The following is a 20959-nucleotide window of genomic DNA, read 5'->3' on the forward strand; positions in this document are numbered from 1 at the left end:
CTGCCAGGTCAGTGCTTCAGGTCCGCCAAGCCCTTGAGCAGCGCTTCGTGGAAGCGTTTCGGGTCCTGGATCTGCGGCGCGTGGCCCATGTCGTCGAACTCCACCAGGGTGGCGTTGGGGATCGCCTTGGCGGTCGCCTTGCCCAGTTCGGCGTAGTTGCCCAGCTTGGCCTTCAGATCGTCCGGGGCGATGTCCTTGCCGATCGCGGTGTTGTCTTTGGTGCCGATCAGCAGCAGGGTCGGCATCTTCAGCTGGCCGAATTCGTAGACCACCGGCTGGGTGAAGATCATGTCGTAGAGCAGTGCCGAGTTCCACGCCACGCGCTCATGGCCGGCGCCATTGAACAGGCCGGCGAGCATGTTCACCCACTTGTCGTACTCAGGTTTCCACTGGCCGGCGTAGTAGGTCGCCTGCTCGTACTGGCGAATGCCCTCGGCGCTGGTCTTCAGCTCGCGCTCGTACCACTGGTCCGGGGTGCGGTAGGGCACGCCCAGGGCTTTCCAGTCTTCCAGGCCGATGGGGTTGACCATCGCCAACTGCTCGACCTGCTGCGGGTACATCAGCGCGTAGCGGGTGGCGAGCATGCCGCCGGTGGAGTGGCCCAGCAGGGTGATCTTGCCGATCTTCAGGTGCTCCAGCAGCGCGTGGGTGTTGGTCGCCAGTTGCTGGAAGCTGTACTGGTAGCGCTCGGGCTTGGTGGACTTGCAGAAGCCGATCTGGTCCGGCGCCACCACGCGGTAGCCGGCATCGCTCAGCGCGGCAATGGTGGTTTCCCAGGTGCCGGCGCAGAAGTTCTTGCCGTGCAGCAGCACCACGGTGCGGCCGTTGGGCTGCTTCTTCGGCTTCACATCGATATAGGCCATGTGCATGTGGTGGCCCTGGGAGGCGAAGCTGTAATGGCCGACCGGGTAGGAGTAGTTGAAACGCTCCAGTTCCGGGCCAAAGGTGGGTTTGGATTCGGCGGCGTGCAGCGGCAGGGCGGCGGCCAACAGCAAGGCGGGTAGCCAGCGGCGGGGCATCGGGGAGCTCTCCTGGTGGTGGGGCACGGGTCAGACAGCGGGAATGGACATAGGTTGGCAGATTTCCGGGCGGGATGCCGCATCGGCGGGTAATGCGAGGAGCGCTTTTTTACAGGAGCGAGGGGGGGCGACCAGTTCTTGCTCGCGACCCGATTTCCCGGCGGCTCTGCGGTCGAGTGGTTCGCGAGCAAGCTCGCTCCTACAGGCCAGGACCCGCTTCGCTCCACCCATCCTACAAAAGCGGGTGTCAGGCCGCGGTGGCGTCGCCAGTCAGCCAGTCGATGAACAGCGAGAAAAGCTCCGCCTGGGAATTGATTTCCAGCTTGGTATAGAGGTGCTTGCGGTGCATGCGCACCGTCTCGGGCGAGATATCCAGCACCCGCGCGCTGGATTTCACCGAGTGGCCGCGCAGTAGCAGGTGGGCGATTTCCCGCTCGCGCTCGGTGAGCTGGTCGGCGCCGAAGTTCATGAAGGCCGCGCGGATGTGCCGGTTCAGCGGCGCCTGGGCATCCGCCGGGCTGACGCTTACGCCGCGCCCGGCGAGCAGCAGGTCCAGCCCGCCGTTGCGTTCGAACTGGCGGATCAGCTCGCGCACCAGCGGCAGCACGGTGGCCAGCAGGTCCAGCTGGGTTTCGCTGAAGCGCGCGCCGCTCTTGCCCTGGTACAGGCACAGCGAGACCTTGCGCGCCTCGCCCAGGTCGATGATGAAGTGGCAGTCCTCGGTGCAGCCGAACTTGAGGTAGTAGGTCTTGTAGTACTCGCTGGCGAAGAAGTCGTCCGGGGCGATGTCGGCCAGCGGGTAGAAACCTTCGGTGAGGCCGTCTTCCATGGCCAGGCAGAAGGGGTCGAGCAGGTAGCCGCGGGCGTAGTAGCGGTCGATCAGCGCCTCATGGTGTTCCGGGTCGATGCCGCGCTGGTACAGCGGTTGCGGCGGCTGGCCGCGCTGCTCCAGGCCGAGCATCACCGATTCCAGTGGTACCAGGCAGCCCAGGGCGTCTGCCAGGCGTTCGACGAAGACGACCTCGCCGACACTGGCCATGACGCGCGCCAGCCCCGCATGCCAGGCATGCAGGGCCAGTGCGTCGGAGGTTTCGCTCAGTGCCTGAGATTCGCTCATGCCCGGCAGCATAAAGGGCTGCCGGGGTGTAGGCAAAATCCTAGGATCGATCATCAGTGCCCCGCGTAATCACCGCTGCGCTGGAGGTCAGCGGCGGCCTCGAGGATCGACTCGCGCAGCGTGTCGACGATCTCGTCGACCTGCTCGCGGGTGATGGTCAGCGGCGGCGACATCACGTTCAGGTGCACGATCGGCCGCACCAGCAGGCCCTTGGCCTGGGCGCGCAGGTGGATCTTCTCGCCGATGTTCAGCTCCTCGGGGAAGAGCACCTTGCTGCGCTTGTCGGCAACGAACTCGACGCAGGCCATCAGCTTCTGGCAGCGCACGCTGCCCACCAGCGGCAGCTCGGCCAGTTCCTGCAGGCGCTGCTCCAGGTAGGAGCCGACGTCCTTCACGTGGTCGAGCAGGTTCTCGCGCTCGATGATCTCGATGTTCTTCAGCGCCGAGACACAGCTCACCGGGTGCCCGCTGTAGGTGAAACCGTGGGCGAAGCAACGGCCCTTGTCGGCTTCGCCGATCACCTTCCAGATGCGGTCGGAGAAGATGCACGCGCCCAGCGGCAGGTAGCCGGAGGTCAGGCCCTTGGCGGTGGTGATGATGTCCGGCTGCATGCCGAATACGTCCTCGGAGGCGAAGAACGCGCCGAGGCGGCCGAAGGAGGTCACCACTTCGTCGGCGACGTAGAGCACGTCGTACTTCTGGCACACCTGCCACATGCGCTGGTGGTAGCCCTTGGGCGGGATGATCACGCCGCCGGAGCCCATGATCGGTTCGGCGAAGAAGGCGGCGACCTTGTCCTCGCCCAGTTCGAGAATCTTGTCTTCGAATTCCTTCACCAGGAATTCGAGGAAATCGCCCTCGGTCATCCCTTCCGGTGCGCGGTAGGGGTTGGGGCAGGAAATGTGGTGGATGACGTCCTTGAGGAAGTCGAACTCGGCCGGATGGTCGGCAACCTTGCCGCCCAGCGACATGGTGAGGAAGGTCGAGCCATGGTAGGCGTTGACCCGGCTGATGATGTGCTTCTTCTCATGCTTGCCGCGGCAGTTCTGGTAGTACTGGATCAGCCGGTAGGCGGTGTCCACGGCGGTGGAGCCACCGGTGGTGAGGAACACGTGGTCGAGGTCGCCCGGGGCCAGTTCGGCGAGCTTCTCGCAGAGCTGGATGGCGGTGACGTTGGCCATGTCGCAGAAGGGGTTGGAGTAGGCCAGCTGGCGCACCTGCTCGGCGATGGCGTCGGCCATTTCCGCGCGGCCCAGGCCGATGTTGGTGCACCACATGCCGCCCACGGCATCCAGGTAGCGATTGCCCTTGGTGTCGTAGATATACGCGCCCTCGCCGGCGGCGATGTTCAACGCACCGTTGACCCGGTGATCGTCGAACACGTGGTAGCCGTGCATGTAGTGGGCTTTGTCGGCGGCGACCAGCTGCTCGTCGTTGAACTGGGCGAAGAAGGCTGGGGTTGGGGTGGTCATCGTCTGTACCTCGGACTTTCGGTTATTCATGGTGGGGGAGAGCCTTCTCCCCGTGCCCCGGCGCTCAGGCCGGGGCGGGTGGTTGGCGATCCATCAGGTCCCGGTCTTCACCGCGTTCCAGGTACGGGTGATCAGGCGGGTGGCCTTGGGGTTCTGCACTTTCTGGGTGAACAGGCGGGCGCGGGTCTCGGCGTCGGGGTAGATCGCCGGGTCATTGCGCACTTCGGCGGCCAGCAGCGGGGTGGCGGCGGCGTTGCTGGAGGCGTAGCGGATGTAGTCGGCGACGCCCGCGGCAACCTTCGGCTGCAGCATGTACTCGATGAACTTGTGGGCGTTTTCCACGTGCGGCGCGTCGGCCGGGATGTAGAAGTCGTCGAACCAGATCAGCGAGCCTTCCTTGGGCACGAAGTAGCCCAGCTTGACCTTGGCGCCGGCTTCGTCGGCGCGGGCCTGGGCGGTGGCGTAGTCGCCGGACCAGGTCATCGCCATGCACTGGTCGCCGTTGGCCAGGCCGTTGAGGTAGCTGGTGGAGTCGAACTTGCGGATATACGGGCGGATCGATTGCAGCAGGTCCTGGGCGGCCTTCAGGTCCTCGGGCAGCGCGCTGTTGGGGTCGCGCTTGAGGTAGGCCAGGGCCAGCGGGATCACGTCGGTGGGGGAATCGATGATGGTCACCCCGCAATCGGCGAATTTCGACACGATCTTCGGATCGAACAGCATCGCCAGCGAGCCGATCGGTGCGTCGGGCATGCGCTGCTTGATCTTGTCGATGTTGTAGGTGATGCCGTTGCTGCCCCAGGTGTACGGCGCCGAGTACTTCACGCCCGGATCATAGTGGTCCAGGTGCTTGAGCACGTCCGCATCGAGGTTGTTCCAGCTGGGCAGCTTGGACTTGTCCAGCGGCTGGAACACGCCCGCTTTCAGCAGCGGCGGTACCAGGGCGGCGTTGAGCACCACCAGGTCGTAGCCCGAGCGGCCGGGCAGCAGTTTGCCCTGCACGGTCTCGTAGGAATCGAAGGTGTCGTAGACCACCTTGATCCCGGTTTCCTTCTCGAAGTCGGCGATGGTGTGTTCGCCGATGTAGTCGGTCCAGTTGTACAGCCGCAGCGTCTTCGCGCCGCCGGCTTCCTCCCCGTGACCCAGTGCCGGCAAGGTCGCCAGCGCCGCGCTGAGTACTGCTGCGAGCGTTTTCTGCATGTCAGTCCCACCTTTGATTTTGTTATGGATTGGAGATATCGCGGATGCAGCCACTGTCGACCAGGGCCGGTTCCCCGGCCATTCCCCGAACGGGTAGGTAAGGGGCGTTGGTGTTTCGACGCGAGCCGCAACAGACCCTGACGCTGGCGTCTTGTCGAACAATCGTTCAGATTGACCACCTGAAACCCTAGGAGCCAGGCATGAACGAGGAAGTCCGCTTTACCCGACTGGAGCCGGAACAGCGCAAGGCGCTGCTGATCGAGGCCACCCTCGCGTGCCTGAAGCGCCATGGCTTCCAGGGAGCATCCATACGCAAGATCTGCGCCGAGGCCGGCGTCTCGGTGGGGCTGATCAACCACCACTATTCGGGCAAGGACGAGCTGGTGGCCGAGGCCTACCTGACGGTCACCGGACGGGTGATGCAGCTGCTGCGCGAGGCCATTGCCGAGGCGGCGCCGGATGCCCGAGCACGGTTGTCGGCGTTTTTCCGCGCGTCCTTCTGCGCCGAACTGCTCGACCCGCAGCTGCTGGATGCCTGGCTGGCGTTCTGGGGCGCGGTGAAGACGGCCGAGGAAATCAACAAGGCCCACGACCATTCCTACGGTGAGTACCGCTCCTTGCTGGCGCAGGCGCTCGGCGAGCTGGCGCGGGAGCAGGAATGGTCCGACTTCGATGCGGAGCTGGCCGCCATCGCCCTCAGCGCGTTGCTCGACGGCCTGTGGCTGGAGTCCGGCCTGAACCCCAACACCTTCACCCCGGAGCAGGGCGTGCAGATCTGCGAAGCCTGGGTGGATGGCCTCCAGCACGGTGGCCGGCAGCGCTTCTGTCGGGCGTCGGGAGCCTGTTGATCGATTGTTCAGCGGGCGGTAACCTGCCGCCATCTGCAGGACGGTTCCTACAGCTCTACCTCCACGCATAACAAGAATGGCCCCGTCACGAGCGGTGGCTTCAGCAGGGTATTGCGATGACTTCCCGTGTACTGATCGTCGACGACGATCCGGTGATTCGCGAGCTGCTCCAGGCCTACCTCGGCGAGGAAGGCTATGACGTGCTTTGCGCCGGCACCGCCGAACAGGCCGAGGCCAGCCTGGCCGAAGCCGAGCAGGCCGAACAGCCCATCGACCTGGTGATGCTCGACATCCGCCTGCCCGGCAAGGATGGCTTGACCCTGACCCGCGAGCTGCGCGTGCGCTCGGAGGTCGGCATCATCCTGATCACCGGGCGCAACGACGACATCGACCGCATCGTCGGCCTGGAATGCGGCGCCGACGACTACGTGATCAAGCCGCTCAACCCGCGCGAGCTGGTGTCCCGCGCGAAGAACCTGATCCGCCGCGTGCGCCACGCCCGGCAACCTGCCGCCAGCTGCGCTGCGGGCGCGCGCCAGCAGCACAAGCGCTTCGCCCAGTGGACGCTGGACCCGGACCGCCGCCGCCTGATCGACCGCGATGGCAGCGAAACCCCGCTGACCCACGGCGAATTCCAGCTGCTCGGTGTGTTCCTGCGCAACACCGGCCACACCCTGAGCCGCGACCAGTTGATGGACCAGATCCGCAACCGCGAATGGCTGCCCAACGACCGCTCCATCGACGTGCTGGTCGGCCGCCTGCGCCGCAAGCTGCGCGACGATCCGGCCGAACCCGAGCTGATCATCACCATCCACGGCGCCGGCTACCTGTTCACTGCCACGCCTGCCGACGCCTGAGCCATGCGCTGGCTGGCCCTGCTGTGCCTGGCCTTCTTCGGTGTGGCTGGGGCCGCAGAACCCATTCGCTACTGCGACTACCCCGTCTACCCGCCGATCTCCTGGAGCGACGGCCACGAAGTTCGCGGCCTGGCCCCGCAGACCGTGCGCAGCGTCCTCGGCGAACTGGGCTACGAGGTGAAGACCGTGGTGCTGGGCAACTGGAAGCGCTGCCTGCTGGACGCCGCCGAGGGTCGTGTCGACGTGGTGCTCGCCTACCAGACCCCGCAGCGTGACGACGGCCTGCTGTTCTCCCGCGTGCCGGTGCTGCGCGAGGAAGTGGCGATCTTCTACAACCGCCGCAAACCGGTACGTTTCGATCGCCTGGGCGACCTGGCGAGCTACCGTGGCGGGTTGCTCTTCGGCGAGAGCTACGGGCCCGAGTTCGACCGCTTCGTCGCCGAGCACGGTAACGTCGAATGGGTCTCCGACAGCCGACAGAACTTCGGCAAGCTGATCCGCCAGCGCATCGACTTCATCGCCCACGAGCGGCGCACCGGCACCCTGTTCGTCGAGCAGTTGGCCGGTGGCGAAGACATTGTTGCTTTGCCCCGGCCGTTGACCGTGGATTACCTGCGCATCGCCGTCTCCCGCCATTCGCCACTTGCCGTACGGATGGACGAGATCAATGTGCTGCTGAAGAAGCGCGTGGATGACGGCAGCGTCGCCCGCTGGCTGGAGCAGAGCGAGCGCGACTACCGCGCCATGCTGGCCGGCGACGGGGTGCCGCGATGAGGCTGCCCGGCGGCTTGGCCCGTCGCCTGCTGCTGCGGGTGCTGCTGTTCAGCCTGTGCTTCACCGTGCTGGCCAGCGCCGTGCAGCTGTACTTCGAGTACCGCCGTGAAATGCGCGACATCGATACACGCCTGGAGCTGATCCGCATCGGCTACCTCGCCAGCTTCGAGCGCAGCCTCTGGGACCTCAACCAGGAACAGTTGAACGTGCAGTTGCACGGCCTGGCCGACTTCCCCGACATCGCCCAGGTGCGCCTGCGCAGTGCCGACTTCAACCTGGTGCAGGACGCCGACGACACGCGCGGGCCGTTCCGTACCGAGCGCTACGCCCTGGCCTTCCAGCCGCCGGACGGCGAGCGCCGCGACCTCGGCGAGCTGGAAGTCAACGTCGACCTGGGCGCCGTCTACCTGCGCCTGCTCCATGGCGGTCTCGCCAGCCTGCTGTGGATGGGCGTGTTCCTTTGCGGCCTGGCGGTGGCGCTGAGCTGGCTGTTCCACAGCCTGGTCACACGCCACCTGCGCGCCATGGCCGACTTCGTGCGCGGGCTCACCGGCGGCGACCTCGGCACCGAGCTGGCGCTGGACAAGAAGCGCTCGGGCGAAGAAGACGAAATCGACACCGTGGCCGATGCCCTCGACGGTTTGCGCCGCGCGCTGCGTGCTGAACTGCGTCGCCGCGAGGCTGACCGCGAAGCCTTGCAGAGCAAGCGCGACGAGTTGCAGCGACGGGTCGAGCGGCGCACGGCCAGCCTGCGCCGTGCCAAGGAAGAGGCCGAGGCCGCCAACCGTGCCAAGAGCCGCTTCCTCGCCACCATGAGCCACGAGATTCGCACACCGCTCAACGGCATTCTCGGCATGGCCGAACTGCTGCGCGCCGCCCCGCTGGGCGAGCAGGACCGGCGCCGGCTTGAAGCGTTATCCACAGCCGGTGAAGGGTTGCTGGCGATCCTCAACGAGGTGCTGCACTTCGCCAAGCTGGAGGACGGCGCCAGCCAGCCGGAGCCGGTGGACTTCTCCCTGCGCCGCCTGCTCGACGACGTGGTCACCCTGCTGGAGCCGCGCGCCGAGGACAACGGCACCTGCCTGCGCCTGCGCGTCGAACCCCAGGTACAGGACGGTTGCCGGGGCGCCGAGCAGTTCCTGCGCCAGGTGCTGAGCAACCTGCTGGCGAATGCCGTGAAGTTCACCGAAGAGGGCGAGGTGTTGCTGGAAGTCGTTGTGCTTGGAAGCAGCGATGCGGGACAGCGCCTGCGCTTCAGCGTGACCGACGATGGTATCGGCATCTCCGCCGAGCAGCAGGAAAAGATCTTCCAGCGCTTCACCCAGGCCAGCGACGAGGTGGCGCGGCGCTACGGCGGCACGGGCCTTGGACTGGCCATCAGCAAGCGGCTGGTGCAGGCCATGGGCGGCGAGATCGGTGTGGAGAGCCTGGAAGGCGAGGGCAGTACCTTCTGGTTCGAGATCGAACTGGCGCCGGGCGTGGTGCCGCGCTCCACCGTGGCAGTCGAACAGGCGCCAGCGCTGGACGTACTGGTGGTGGAAGACGTCGCCCTCAACCGCGAGGTTGCCCAGGCGCTGATCGAGCGTGACGGCCACCGCGTGCAGCTTGCCGAGGATGCGCAGCCGGCGCTGGCGCTGACCGCCGCGCGGCGCTTCGACCTGATCCTGCTGGATATGCACCTGCCGGGCATGAACGGCCTCGACCTGTGCCGGGCGATCCGCGCGCAGGCCGGCGGGCTCAATGCGACCACGCCGATCCATGCCTTCACCGCCAGTGTGCAGCCGGGCATGGTCCGGCGCTATTTCGACGCGGGCATGCAGGGCGTGCTGGGCAAGCCGCTGCGCCTGGAGGACCTGCGCCGCGCGCTGTCTGGCGTGGCCTGGGAACTGCTACCGGAGGCTGTGGATAACGGCCCGCTGGATCGCCAGGTTCTGGATACCCATCGCCGCCTGCTGGGTGAGCACAAGCTGGACGAACTGCTCGCCAGCCTGTGGAAGCTGCTGGACGAGCAATGGCCGCTGCTGCTGGAGGCTCTGCGCCAGGATGACGCCGTCGAGGTGGCGAGCCTGGCGCATCGCTTGGCCGGGAGTTGCCGGTCCATGGGGTTGCGCGGGTTGGGGGATTGCCTGAGTGAGCTGGAGCAGGCGGCGTTGGCGGGTTCGTTATCCGACGATTGGGTGGCACGACTGGAGCGAGAGAGGACGGTTGCCGCTGAACTCCTGAAGAGCGTTCAGGTGTAGCTCTGGCATAGCAGGCCGATCCTCACTTTGTAGGAGCGAGCTTGCTCGCGAATCCGCCCAGCTCTGGATTCATCGGGGAAATCCGTTCGCGAGCAAGCTCGCTCCTACAAGTGCCAATGCGCTGAAAGCCTCGTCCCACAAGGCCTGCACAAAATCCTTACATCTTTCTACAACTTCGATCCGAGGAAACAACGGGGTCTTACATCGCCTTCCAATAATCCGCTGGCATCCGTGCCCGAGCCACGGCCTCTGATTGATTGGAGATAACAATAATGATCCAACGTAGAGTTCTGCTCCGTCGCGCCCGCCGTTTCCCGGAGGTGCGCCATGTCTGAGCCCCATCACGCCACGAGCGGCGAGAAGATCCAGCTCACCCGCGCACTCAAGAGCCGCCATATCTTCATGCTGTCCCTCGGCGGCGTGATCGGCACCGGCCTGTTCATGGGCTCGGGGGTCACCATCAGTTCCGGCGGCCCGATGGGCGCCATCCTCGCCTACCTGGTCGCCGGCCTGCTGATGTACCTGGTGATGGTCTGCCTGGGCGAGCTGTCGGTGCAGATGCCCGTCTCCGGCTCCTTCCAGGCCCACGCCACACGCTTCATCGGCCCGGCCACCGGGTTCATGATCGGCTGGGTGTACTGGATGAGCTGGGCCTCCACTGTCGGCCTGGAATTCACCGCCGCCGGCATGCTGATGACCCGCTGGTTCCCCGAGGTGCCGATCTGGCTGTGGTCGGGCTTCTTCGTGGTCGTACTGTTCTCCCTCAACGCCCTGGCCACCCGTGCCTTCGGCGAGGCGGAATACTGGTTCTCCGGAATCAAGGTCGCGGCCATCCTCGGTTTCATCGTGGTCGGCCTGCTGGTGATCTTTGGCGCCATCCCGCTGAACAGCGGCGAGGCCGCGCCGGGGCTGTCCAACCTGGTCGGCGACGGCCTGTTCCCCAACGGCCTGTCCGCCGTGTTCGCGGTGATGATGACGGTGGTCTACGCCTTCCAGGGCTGCGAGATCATGGGCGTCGCCGCCGGCGAGACCGACCAGCCGGAAAAGAGCATCCCGCGCGCCGTGCGCAACGTGGTGTTCCGCGTGCTGATCTTCTACGTGCTGGCGATTGTCGTGCTGTCCTGCATCGTGCCGTGGAAGCAGGCCGGGCTGATGGAAAGCCCCTTCGTGCAGGTGTTCGACATGGTCGGCATTCCCTACGCCGCCGACCTGATGAACTTCGTGATCCTCACCGCGATCCTCTCGGTGGGTAACTCCGGCCTCTACGCGTCCACGCGCATCCTCTGGGCCATGTCCAAGACCGGCATGGCGCCACGCAAGCTGTCCAAGCTCAGCGCCCGCGGCGTGCCGCTCTACGCGCTGCTGATCAGCCTGGGCTTCGCCCTGCTGTCGCTGCTCACCAGCGTGGTCGCCGCCGACACCCTGTTCATGGTGCTGATGGCGGTGAGCGGAATGGCCGGCACCGTCACCTGGATCGTCATTGCCTACGCCCAGTACCGCTTCCGCCGCGAGCACATGGCCAAGGGCGGCACCGTGGCCGACCTGAAGTACGCCGCGCCCTTGTTCCCGCTGATTCCGCTGGCGTGCATCGCGATCTGCTGCTCGCTGTTCGTGTTCCTCGCCATGGACCCGACCCAGCGCCCGTCGCTGTACTGGGGTTTCGGCTTCATGGGGGCGTGCTACCTGGCCTACTACCTGCTCAAGCGCAAGCGCGGCCAGGTGCTGAGCGAGGAGGCGCTGCCGAGTATCGGTTGAGTCTTCCGGCATTGGAAAAGCCCCGCCTCGCGGGGCTTTTTCTTTGGCTCTTTGTAGGACCGAGGGGGACGCCTAGTTCTTGCTCGCGAACCCGCCCAAGGCCGGAGCCGCCGGAGGCCAATCGCGGACGGAGTCCGCTCCTACGCTCGCTGGTCAGGTAGGAACGGGCTCCGTCCGCGAAGGCCCGCAGGGCCGTTTGTTCGAAGTTGTAACAAAGCCTCTGGGCAAACCCTGGGGAAACCCCTCAGCCCCCGCGTCGCGCGGCCTTCCCGCCGTTTGGCGGGGCGTTACAAGCCACCCATTCGGGTGGATTGCCGGCTTGCTGAACAAGTGTTTAGTATTGGCTCCAACGCTTCATCCGCCTCAGCAAACGACTACAAGAACGAGGGCAGCATGACTCAGCCATCCCCGCTCAGCCGGGTCCAGGACGGTATCGCCTGGATCACCCTGAACCGCCCCGAGCAGCGCAACGCGCTCGACGTCCCCACACTCAAGAACCTGCTGGCCCTGCTCGACGCTTATGAGGCCGATGCGGCCGTGCGCGTCATCGTGCTGACCGGCGAGGGCCGCAGCTTCTGCGCCGGCGCCGACCTCGCCGAATGGGCCGAGGCCGAAGCCCGTGGCGAACTGGAAACCTACGGCTGGACCGAAACCGCCCACGCCCTGATGCGCCGCCTGCACAGCCTGGACAAGCCGACCATCGCCGCCGTCAACGGCACTGCCGTCGGCGCCGGGATGGACCTGACCCTGTGCTGCGACTTCCGCATCGCCGGCGCCTCTGCGCGGTTCAAGGCCGGCTACACCGGCATGGCCTACTGCCCGGACGCTGGCGCCAGCTGGCACCTGCCGCGTCTGATCGGCAGCGAAGCGGCCAAGCGCCTGCTGTTCCTCGACGAGCTTTGGAACGCCGAGCGCGGGCTGAGCGCCGGCCTGGTCGGCGAAGTGGTCGCTGACGATCAATTGCAGGCTCACGTCGGCGAATTCGCCGCGCGTCTGGCGGCCGGCCCGACCTACGCCTTCGGCCACACCAAGCGCCTGATCCGCGAAGGCGCCAGCCGCACCCTGGCCCAGCAGCTGGAAGCCGAACAGGCCGCCGGTCTGCTCTGCGGCCGCAGTGAAGATGCCGCCGAGGCGCTGCGCGCCGTGGCCGAGAAACGCTCCCCCCAATTCAAAGGCCGCTGACGGCTGCAGGTGATGTGATGGATTTCCAACTGACCCAAGAACAGGAAATGCTCGTCGAGGCGGTCAAGGCTTTCGTCGAGAAAGAGCTGCTGCCCTACGAAGAAGAAGTAGACCGCGCCGACGCGGTGTCCCCGGAGCTGGCCGCGAAGATTCGTGGCAAGGCCCTGGCGGCTGGCTTCTACGCCTTCAACATGCCTGAGGAAGTGGGCGGCGGCGGCCTCGACTATCTGTCCCAGGCGCTGGTCGAGCGCGAGCTGTCCAAGGTTTCCTGGGCGCTGCACGTGTTCGTCGCACGTCCCTCGAAGATCCTCATGGCGTGCAAGGGCGAGCAGATTCAGAACTACCTGCTGCCGGTGGTGCAGGGCGAGAAGATCGACTGCTTCGCCCTCACCGAGCCGGGCGCCGGCTCCGACGCCAACTCGATCAAGACCCGCGCCGTGCGTGATGGCGAGGACTTCGTGATCAATGGCTCCAAGCACTTCATCAGCCATGCTGGCCACGCCGACTTCGCCATCGTCTTCGCCGTGACCGACACCTTCGAGCGCAACGGCAAGAAGCGCAACGCCGTGACCGCCTTCCTGGTGGACAAGGGCACCGCCGGCATGACCGTGCGCCGTGGCCCGAAATGCGTCAGCAACAAGGGCTACCACACCTACGAAATCTTCTTCGACGACTGCCGCGTGCCGGCCTCCCAGGTGCTGGGCGAAGTCGACAAGGGCTGGGAAGTGGCCAACGCCTGGCTCACCGCCGGCCGCGTGATGGTCGCCGCCAACTGCGTCGGCCAGGCCCAGCGCGCGCTGGACCTGGCGCTGCAATGGTCGGCGGACCGCAAGCAGTTCGGTGCGGCCATCGGCAGCTACCAGGGCATCTCCTTCAAGCTCGCCGACATGGCCACGCAGATCCGCGCCGCCGAGCTGATGACCCTGCACACCGCCTGGAAGATGGATCGCGGCAGCATGACCGACGGCGAAGCCGGCATGGCCAAGCTGTTCGCCAGCGAAGTGCTGGGCAAGGTCGCCGACGAAACCGTGCAGATCTTCGGCGGCATGGGCCTGATGGACGAGGGCCCGGTGGAGCGCATCTGGCGCAACGCGCGTATCGAGCGCATCTGGGAAGGCACCTCGGAAATCCAGCGCCACATCATTTCCCGCGAACTGCTGCGTCCGTTGTTGCGCTGAATCCTTCGCTCCCTCTCCCTCTGGGAGAGGGTTGGGGTGAGGGATCGACATTGCCGAGACAAGACATGAAAAGAGAAAACCTCCAGCGCCTGTTGGCTCCCCGTCACGTCGCCTTCATCGGCGGCCGCAGCATGGCGCGCGCGCTCAAGCGCTGCGCCGAAGGCGGCTTCCCGGGTGCGATGTGGCTGGTCAACCCGCAATACGACGAGCTCGAAGGCGTGCCCTGCGTGCGCAGCGTCGCCGAGCTGCCCGAAGGGCCGGACGCAGTATTCGTCGCCACCAACCGCGACCTGACCCTGCAGGCCGTGGCCGAGCTGGCCGCCAAGGATGCCGGCGGCGCCATCTGCTACGCCTCCGGCTTCGCCGAGACCGGCGCCGAGGGCGAAGCGCTGCAGCGCCGGCTGCTCGCCAGCGCCGGCGACATGGCCCTGCTCGGCCCCAACTGCTACGGCCTGCTCGACTACCTGCACGGCTCCGCGCTGTGGCCGGTGGCCCACGGCGGGCACATGGTCGAGAAGGGCGTGGCGGTGCTCACCCAGAGCGGCAACTTCGCCTACAACCTGTCCATGAGCGACCGCTCGCTGCCCATCGCCTACATGGCCTCGGTGGGCAACCAGGCGCAGCTGGGCGTGGCCGAACTGATGGACGTGCTGCTCGACGAGCCGCGCGTGACCGCCATCGGCCTGCACCTGGAAGGCCTGAAGAATGTTCCCGGCTTCGCCCGCGCCGCCTTCAAGGCGCTGCAGAAAGGCATCCCGGTGATCGCCCTGAAGACCGGCGTTTCCGAGATCGGCGCCGAGCTCGCACTCAGCCATACCAGCTCCCTGGCCGGCTCCGATGCACTGTACGACGCGCTGTTCGACCGCCTCGGGGTGATCCGCGTGAGCGGCCCGGTGAGCTTCATCGAAACCCTGAAAGCCGCCGCCTGCGGCAACCTGCCGGCCGGCCCCAGCCTCGCCGCGCTGGCCTGCTCCGGCGGCGACGCCGGGCTGATCGCCGACTACGCCGAGCGCAACGGCCTGAGCCTCCCCAAGCTGGTCGACGCGCAGCGCGTGGAACTGGCCCAGGTGCTGCCGGACTACGCCAACATCGCCAACCCGCTGGACTTCACCACCGCCATCTGGGGCGACGGTCCCGCGCTGGACAGGATGCTCGACAGCGCCCTGCAGACCGAAGCCGACGCCGCCCTGCTGGTGCTCGACTACCCCGGCGAAGAGACCGGCGAGCGCCCGCAGTGCGACCTGCTGCTGGAGCTGTACTGCGCCGCGCTGGAGCGTCACGGCAAGGTCGGCTTCATCGCCTCCGCGCTGCCGGAACTGCTGCCCAGACATGCTCGCGAACTGCTGCATTCCCACGGCGTTGCCGCGCTGCAGGGCGTGGAAGACGGCCTCGCCGCCTGGGGTCGCATCGCCCATTACCGCCAGCGCCGCGAAGCGTTGCTGGCCCGTGGCGAAGCCGCGCTGGTGCCGCTCTGCCCGCAGGCCATCGACGGCCAGGGCCGCTTGCTCGACGAGTGGCATTCCAAACAGGCGCTGAAACCCTTCGGCCTGCCGCTGCCGCGCGCCGCCTTGAGCACGCCGACCCAGGCCCGCGAAGCGGCCACCGATGTCGGCTTCCCGCTGGCGTTGAAAGTGGTCAGCGCGCAGCTGCCGCACAAGACCGAGGCCGGCGGCGTGGCGCTCAACCTGCGCAACGAGGCGGCATTGGAAGCTGCGTTGTTCGACATGCGCGAGAACATCGCCCGCCACGCGCCCACGGTGCCGTTCGACCAGGTGCTGCTGGAGCGCATGGCCAACCCGCCGCTGGCCGAGCTGATCGTTGGCATCAAGCGCGAGAACGGCTTCGGCCTGGCGCTGGTGCTGGGCGCCGGCGGCATCCTTGTCGAGCTGCTCAAGGACAGCCGCAGCCTGCTGCTGCCGACCACCGACGCGGCGATCCGCGATGCCCTGCTGAGCCTGCGCAGCGCGCCGCTGCTCACTGGCTTCCGTGGCCGCGCGGCGGTAAACCTGGAGGCGCTGGTGGAGGCGATCCGTGCGGTGGCCGACTACGCCTGCGAGCACGTGGACAACCTGCTGGAACTGGACGTGAACCCGCTGCTGGCGGATGCCGATGGCGCCGTGGCAGTGGATGCGCTGATCCGCGTCGCTGAATGAACACTCCGCACCCTGCAGGAGCGAGCTTGCTCGCGAACAGCCCAGCTCTGGGATTTGTTCGCGAGCAAGCTCGCTCCTACAAGGCCACGCATTAGTCTTGGGGAGACACCTCATGCAAGAGAACAAAACCCTCACCGGCGGCCAGGCCCTGGTACGCCTGCTGGCCAACTATGGCGTCGACACCGTGTTCGGCATTCCCGGCGTGCACACCCTGGAGCTGTACCGCGGCCTGCCCGGCAGCGGCATCCGCCACGTGCTGACCCGCCACGAACAGGGCGCCGGCTTCATGGCCGACGGCTACGCGCGCGTCAGCGGCAAGCCGGGCGTGGCCTTCATCATCACCGGGCCGGGCGTGACCAACGCCGCCACCGCCATCGGCCAGGCCTACGCCGATTCGATCCCGATGCTGGTGATTTCCAGCGTCAACCACACCGCCAGCCTGGGCAAGGGCTGGGGCTGCCTGCACGAGACCCAGGACCAGCGCGCCATGACCGCGCCGATCACCGCATTCTCCGCCGTTGCCCTGAGCGCCGAGGACCTGCCCGAGCTGATCGCCCGCGCCTTCGCCGTGTTCGACAGCGAGCGCCCGCGCCCGGTGCACATCTCGGTGCCGCTGGACGTGCTCGCCAACCCCGTCGCCCGCGACTGGACCCAAGAAGTCGTGCGCCGCGCCGGCCGTGGCCAGCCCAGCGCCGATGCGCTCCGGCAGGCTGTGGATAAACTCCAGGCCGCCCAGCGCCCGATGATCATTGCCGGCGGCGGCGCGCTGCATGCCGCCGATGCCCTGGCTGCGCTGAGCGAGCGCCTGGCCGCACCGCTGTTCACCAGCGTCGCCGGCAAGGGCCTGCTGGCCCCGGAAGCGCCGCTCTCCGCTGGCGCCACCCTGTGCACCCAGGCTGGTTGGGACATGATTGCCGAGGCCGACGTGGTCCTCGCCATCGGCACCGAAATGGCCGACACCGACTTCTGGCGCGATCGTCTGCCGGTCACTGGCGAGGTGATTCGCGTCGACGTCGACTCGCGCAAGTTCAATGACTTCTACCCGAGCGCGGTGGCGCTGCTGGGCGATTCGAAAGCTACCGCCGAAGCCCTGCTCGCCGCGCTGCCGAGCGCAGCCCGTGACGCGGCGAAAGCACAGTCGCGGATCGCCGAACTGCGCGCGCAGATCGACGGCGGCCACGCGCCGCTGCAACTGATCCACAAGTCGATTCTGCAGCGCATCGCCAAGGTCCTGCCGGACAACGCCTTCATCGCCAGCGACATGACTCAGCTGGCCTACACCGCCAACTATCTGTATCCGAGCAAGGCGCCGCGCGGCTGGCTGCACCCCACCGGCTACGGCACCCTCGGCTATGGCGTGCCGGCCGGCATCGGCGCCAAGTTCGGCGCGCCGGAGCGCCCCGGCCTGGTGCTGGTGGGTGACGGCGGCTTCCTCTACACCGCGCAGGAACTGGCGACCGCCACCGAAGAGCTGGACAGCCCGCTGGTGGTGCTGCTGTGGAACAACGATGCGCTGGGGCAGATCCGCGACGACATGATCGGCCTGGATATCGAGCCCATCGGCGTCCTGCCGCGCAACCCGGACTTCGCCCTGCTCGGCCGCGCCTACGGCTGCGAGATGCGCCAGCCGCAGAGCCTGGACGAACTGGAGCGCGACCTGCGCGAAGGCTTCGCCCATCCGGGCGTGACGCTGATCGAGCTGAAACACGCCTGCGCCCAGTAGGACCTGTTGCACCCGCCGGGGCCTCTGGGCTCCGGCGCCATGAAGGATGAACACCATGCGCTACTCGAACTTCACCCAACGCATCGCCGGCGACGGCGCCGCCGCCTGGGACATCCATTACCGCGCCCTGGCGCGCATGGAGCAGGGCGATGACATCCTGCTGCTGTCGGTGGGCGACCCGGACTTCGACACTCCCGTGCCCATCGTGCAATCGGCCATCGACAGCCTGCTGGCCGGCAACACCCACTACGCCGACGTGCGTGGCAAACGCTCGCTGCGCGAAGCCATTGCCCGCCGTCACAGCCAGCGCAGCGGCCACGCCGTCACCGCCGATGACGTGGTGGTGCTGGCCGGCGCCCAGTGCGCGCTGTATGCCGTGGCGCAGTGCGTGCTCAATCCCGGCGATGAGGTCATCGTCGCCGAACCGATGTACGTCACCTACGAAGCGGTATTCGGTGCCTGTGGCGCCAAGGTCATTCCGGTATCGGTGCGTTCCGAGCACGGCTTCCGCGTGCAGGCCGAGGATGTCGCCGCGCTGATCACCCCGCGCACCCGCGCACTGGCCATCAACAGCCCGCACAACCCGTCCGGCGCCAGCCTGCCGCGCGCCACCTGGGAAAAGCTCGCCGGGCTGTGCGTGAAGCATGACCTGTGGATGATCTCCGACGAGGTCTACAGCGAGCTGCTGTTCGACGGCGAACACATCAGCCCCGCCAGCCTGCCGGGTATGGCCGAGCGCACCGCGACCCTCAACAGCCTGTCGAAATCCCACGCCATGACCGGCTGGCGCGTGGGCTGGGTGGTCGGCCCGCGCGAGCTCTGCGCGCACCTGGAAAACCTCGCCCTGTGCATGCTTTACGGCTCGCCGGACTTCATCCAGGACGCCGCCTGCACCGCGCTGGAAGCCAAGCTGCCGGAACTGGAAGCCATGCGCGAGGCCTACCGCCAGCGCCGCGACCTGGTGCTCGACTGCCTCGCCGATTGCGTCGGCGTGCGCGCCCTGCGCCCGGACGGCGGCATGTTCGTGATGGTGGATATCCGCGCCACCGGGCTCTCCGCCCAGGACTTCGCTGATGTGCTGCTGGATCGCCACGGCGTCTCCGTGCTCGCCGGCGAAGCCTTCGGCCCCAGCGCCGCCGGGCACATTCGCCTGGGCCTGGTGCTCGGCGCCGAGCCGCTGCGCGAAGCCTGCCGCCGCATCGCCCTGTGCGCCGCCGAACTGCTCCAGGAGAAACGTTATGCGTGATCGTTCTCAGCTCTACATCGATGGCGCCTGGGTGGCGCCGCAAGGGCAGGGCGTGGCCGAGGTGCAGAACCCGGCCATCGAGGAATGCGTCGGCCGCGTGCCGCTGGGCGGCGAAGGCGATGTGAACCGCGCGGTGGACGCCGCGCGCCGCGCCTTCCCGGCCTGGTCGCAGACGCCGTCCCACGTACGTGCCGGCTACATCCGCGCACTCGCCGAACAACTGAAGCACCGTGCCGACGAGATGGCCGCGCTGATCACCGCCGAGCTGGGCATGCCGGTGCAGTGGTGCCGCATGGTGCAGGTCGACGGGCCGATCGAGGGCCTGGAAAGCTACGCCGCGATGGCCGCGCACATGGACGAAGTGCGCGAGGTCGGCAACTCGCTGATCGTCAAGGAAGCGGTGGGCGTCTGCGCCTTCATCAACCCCTGGAACTACCCGCTGCACCAGCTGATCGGCAAGCTCGCCCCGGCCCTTGCCGCCGGCTGCACCGTGGTGGTCAAGCCGAGCCAGGACACCCCGTTGCACGCCTTCCTGCTGGCCGACATGGTCCACGCCATCGGCCTGCCGGCCGGCGTGTTCAACCTGGTCAGCGGCCCCGGCTCCAAGGTCGGCGAAGCGCTGGCGCGGCATCCTGACGTGGACATGGTTTCGTTCACCGGCTCCACCGGCGCGGGCGTCAAGGTCTCCGAAGCGGCGGCGCCGACGGTCAAGCGCGTGTGCCTGGAACTGGGCGGCAAGTCGCCGTTCCTGATCACCGCCGATGCCGACCTGGCGGCTGCCGTGCGCCATGGTGTGCAGGACGTGATGATCAACTCCGGGCAGACCTGCACCGCGCTCACGCGCATGCTGCTGCCGGCCCATCGCTATGCCGAAGCCGTGGAAATCGCCCGTGCCGAAACCCTTGCGCTGAAGATGGGCGACCCGCTGGACGCCGACAGCTTCCTCGGCCCGATGTGCTCCGGCGGCCAGCGCCGCACCGTGCTCGATTACCTGCGTGTCGGCCAGGAAGAGGGCGCGCAGCTGGTCTGCGGCGGCGCCGAACGCCCGGCGCATCTGGAGCGCGGGCACTATGTGCAGCCGACGATCTTCGCCGGGGTGAACAACCAGATGCGCATCGCCCGCGAGGAAATCTTCGGCCCGGTGCTGTGCCTGATTCCCTATGCCGATGAAGCAGAAGCCATCGCCATCGCCAACGACTCGCCGTTCGGTCTGTCCAGCGCTGTCTGGGCCGGCGACCGCGAAGATGGCCTGCGTCTCGCCCGGCAGATGCGCGCCGGCCAATGCTTCGTCAATGGCGGTGCCTTCAACTACCGCGCACCCTTCGGCGGCTACAAGCAGTCTGGCAACGGCCGCGAATGGGGCGAGCAGGGCCTGCACGAGTTCGTCGAGCTCAAGGCCATCCAGCTTTAAACGCTTTTTTGCCCCCTCTCCCTTGGGGAGAGGGCTGGGGTGAGGGCTGTCTCTCTCACCGAATCACCAGGAATTCCCATGAACGTACTGATCGTCCACGCCCACAACGAACCGCAATCCTTCAGCACCGCGCTGTACCAGCTCGCCGAGGAAACCCTGCGCGGCCAGGGTCACGAAGTGCAGGTCTCCGACCTCTACGCGATGAACTGGAACCCGGTGGCCAGCGCTGCCGACTTCGGCGCCCGCGCCAATCCCGAGTACTTGGTCTACGCCCTGGAGCAGCGCGAAGGCGCCAAGGCCAAGACCATCGCCGCCGACATCCAGGCCGAGCTGGACAAGCTGCTCTGGGCCGACCTGGTGATCTTCAACTTCCCGATCTACTGGTTCTCCGCGCCGGCCATCCTCAAGGGCTGGTTCGACCGCGTACTGGTCTCGGGCATCTGCTACGGCGGCAAGCGCTTCTACGACCAGGGCGGCCTGGCCGGCAAGAAGGCGCTGGTCAGCGTGACCCTCGGCGGGCGCGACCACATGTTCGGCGACGGCGCCATTCATGGCCCGCTGGAAGACATGCTGCGGCCGATCCTACGCGGCACCCTGGCCTACACCGGCATGAGCGTGCTGCCGCCGTTCGTGGCCTGGCACGTGCCCTACATCAGCAACGACGCGCGCCAGGACTTCCTGCGCCAGTACCAGGATCGTCTGCAGCACCTGGAGAACGACCAGCCGCTGGAGTTCGTGCGCCTGGAGCAGTTCGACGAGCGCCTCTACCCGCTGCCGCGCTGAGCTC

The 20959-nt window shown here is 67.0% G+C and carries 16 protein-coding genes; 12 read left to right on the top strand and 4 right to left on the bottom strand.

What is annotated here, in order from left to right; translation table 11 throughout:
* Nucleotides 1-8 precede the first annotated feature (8 nt).
* The 4 genes from N5C91_RS19180 to N5C91_RS19195 form a co-directional block, all read right to left on the bottom strand.
* Complete coding sequence (locus N5C91_RS19180) at nucleotides 9-1019, bottom strand: alpha/beta hydrolase (RefSeq protein WP_236173621.1); 1011 nt, start codon at nucleotides 1017-1019, stop codon at nucleotides 9-11.
* Between the two features lie 247 nt (nucleotides 1020-1266).
* Complete coding sequence (locus N5C91_RS19185; protein WP_279831292.1) at nucleotides 1267-2136, bottom strand: helix-turn-helix transcriptional regulator; 870 nt, start codon at nucleotides 2134-2136, stop codon at nucleotides 1267-1269.
* 53 nt (nucleotides 2137-2189) lie between these two features.
* Entirely contained in the window at nucleotides 2190-3608 is a 1419-nt protein-coding gene (locus N5C91_RS19190) for an aminotransferase (protein ID WP_279831294.1), read from the bottom strand.
* A 93-nt stretch (nucleotides 3609-3701) separates the two neighbouring features.
* Complete coding sequence (locus tag N5C91_RS19195; protein ID WP_236173624.1) at nucleotides 3702-4805, bottom strand: polyamine ABC transporter substrate-binding protein; 1104 nt, start codon at nucleotides 4803-4805, stop codon at nucleotides 3702-3704.
* Between the two features lie 200 nt (nucleotides 4806-5005).
* Here N5C91_RS19195 and N5C91_RS19200 point away from each other — a divergent pair, with 200 nt between their 5' ends.
* The 12 genes from N5C91_RS19200 to N5C91_RS19255 all read left to right on the top strand — a co-directional run bounded on the left by N5C91_RS19200 (nucleotide 5006) and on the right by N5C91_RS19255 (nucleotide 20955).
* Nucleotides 5006-5653 carry a TetR family transcriptional regulator C-terminal domain-containing protein gene (locus N5C91_RS19200; protein WP_236173625.1) on the top strand — a complete coding sequence of 216 codons (648 nt, stop codon included), beginning with the start codon at nucleotides 5006-5008 and terminating at the stop codon, nucleotides 5651-5653.
* Nucleotides 5654-5763: 110 nt separating this feature from the next.
* On the top strand, nucleotides 5764-6510 hold the full coding sequence (locus N5C91_RS19205) for a response regulator (RefSeq protein WP_236173784.1): 747 nt from the start codon (nucleotides 5764-5766) through the stop codon (nucleotides 6508-6510).
* Nucleotides 6511-6513: 3 nt separating this feature from the next.
* On the top strand, nucleotides 6514-7284 hold the full coding sequence (locus N5C91_RS19210; RefSeq protein ID WP_279831297.1) for a transporter substrate-binding domain-containing protein: 771 nt from the start codon (nucleotides 6514-6516) through the stop codon (nucleotides 7282-7284).
* Nucleotides 7281-9524 carry an ATP-binding protein gene (locus N5C91_RS19215; protein ID WP_279831299.1) on the top strand — a complete coding sequence of 748 codons (2244 nt, stop codon included), beginning with the start codon at nucleotides 7281-7283 and terminating at the stop codon, nucleotides 9522-9524. Before N5C91_RS19210 ends, N5C91_RS19215 begins: the two co-directional genes overlap by 4 nt.
* Before the next feature lie 327 nt (nucleotides 9525-9851).
* Nucleotides 9852-11279, top strand: a complete 1428-nt coding sequence (locus tag N5C91_RS19220; RefSeq protein WP_279831301.1) for an amino acid permease — start codon at nucleotides 9852-9854, stop codon at nucleotides 11277-11279.
* Nucleotides 11280-11672: 393 nt separating this feature from the next.
* Nucleotides 11673-12461: an enoyl-CoA hydratase-related protein gene (locus N5C91_RS19225; protein ID WP_279831303.1), complete on the top strand. Its 789-nt coding sequence runs from the start codon at nucleotides 11673-11675 to the stop codon at nucleotides 12459-12461.
* A 17-nt stretch (nucleotides 12462-12478) separates the two neighbouring features.
* Complete coding sequence (locus N5C91_RS19230; RefSeq protein WP_205338280.1) at nucleotides 12479-13639, top strand: acyl-CoA dehydrogenase family protein; 1161 nt, start codon at nucleotides 12479-12481, stop codon at nucleotides 13637-13639.
* A 65-nt stretch (nucleotides 13640-13704) separates the two neighbouring features.
* Complete coding sequence (locus tag N5C91_RS19235) at nucleotides 13705-15792, top strand: acetate--CoA ligase family protein (RefSeq protein WP_279831304.1); 2088 nt, start codon at nucleotides 13705-13707, stop codon at nucleotides 15790-15792.
* Nucleotides 15793-15904: 112 nt separating this feature from the next.
* Nucleotides 15905-17515: a 5-guanidino-2-oxopentanoate decarboxylase gene (locus N5C91_RS19240; RefSeq protein ID WP_279831305.1), complete on the top strand. Its 1611-nt coding sequence runs from the start codon at nucleotides 15905-15907 to the stop codon at nucleotides 17513-17515.
* Between the two features lie 55 nt (nucleotides 17516-17570).
* On the top strand, nucleotides 17571-18761 hold the full coding sequence (locus tag N5C91_RS19245; RefSeq protein WP_279831306.1) for a pyridoxal phosphate-dependent aminotransferase: 1191 nt from the start codon (nucleotides 17571-17573) through the stop codon (nucleotides 18759-18761).
* Nucleotides 18754-20172: an aldehyde dehydrogenase family protein gene (locus N5C91_RS19250; RefSeq protein ID WP_279831309.1), complete on the top strand. Its 1419-nt coding sequence runs from the start codon at nucleotides 18754-18756 to the stop codon at nucleotides 20170-20172. The genes N5C91_RS19245 and N5C91_RS19250 overlap by 8 nt, the downstream gene beginning before the upstream one ends.
* 78 nt (nucleotides 20173-20250) lie before the next feature.
* On the top strand, nucleotides 20251-20955 hold the full coding sequence (locus tag N5C91_RS19255; protein WP_236173634.1) for an NAD(P)H-dependent oxidoreductase: 705 nt from the start codon (nucleotides 20251-20253) through the stop codon (nucleotides 20953-20955).
* The last annotated feature ends 4 nt before the right edge of the window (nucleotides 20956-20959 follow it).

This window comes from Pseudomonas sp. GD03903 (assembly GCF_029840045.1).
GTDB classification, from domain to species: Bacteria; Pseudomonadota; Gammaproteobacteria; order Pseudomonadales; family Pseudomonadaceae; genus Pseudomonas; species Pseudomonas pseudonitroreducens.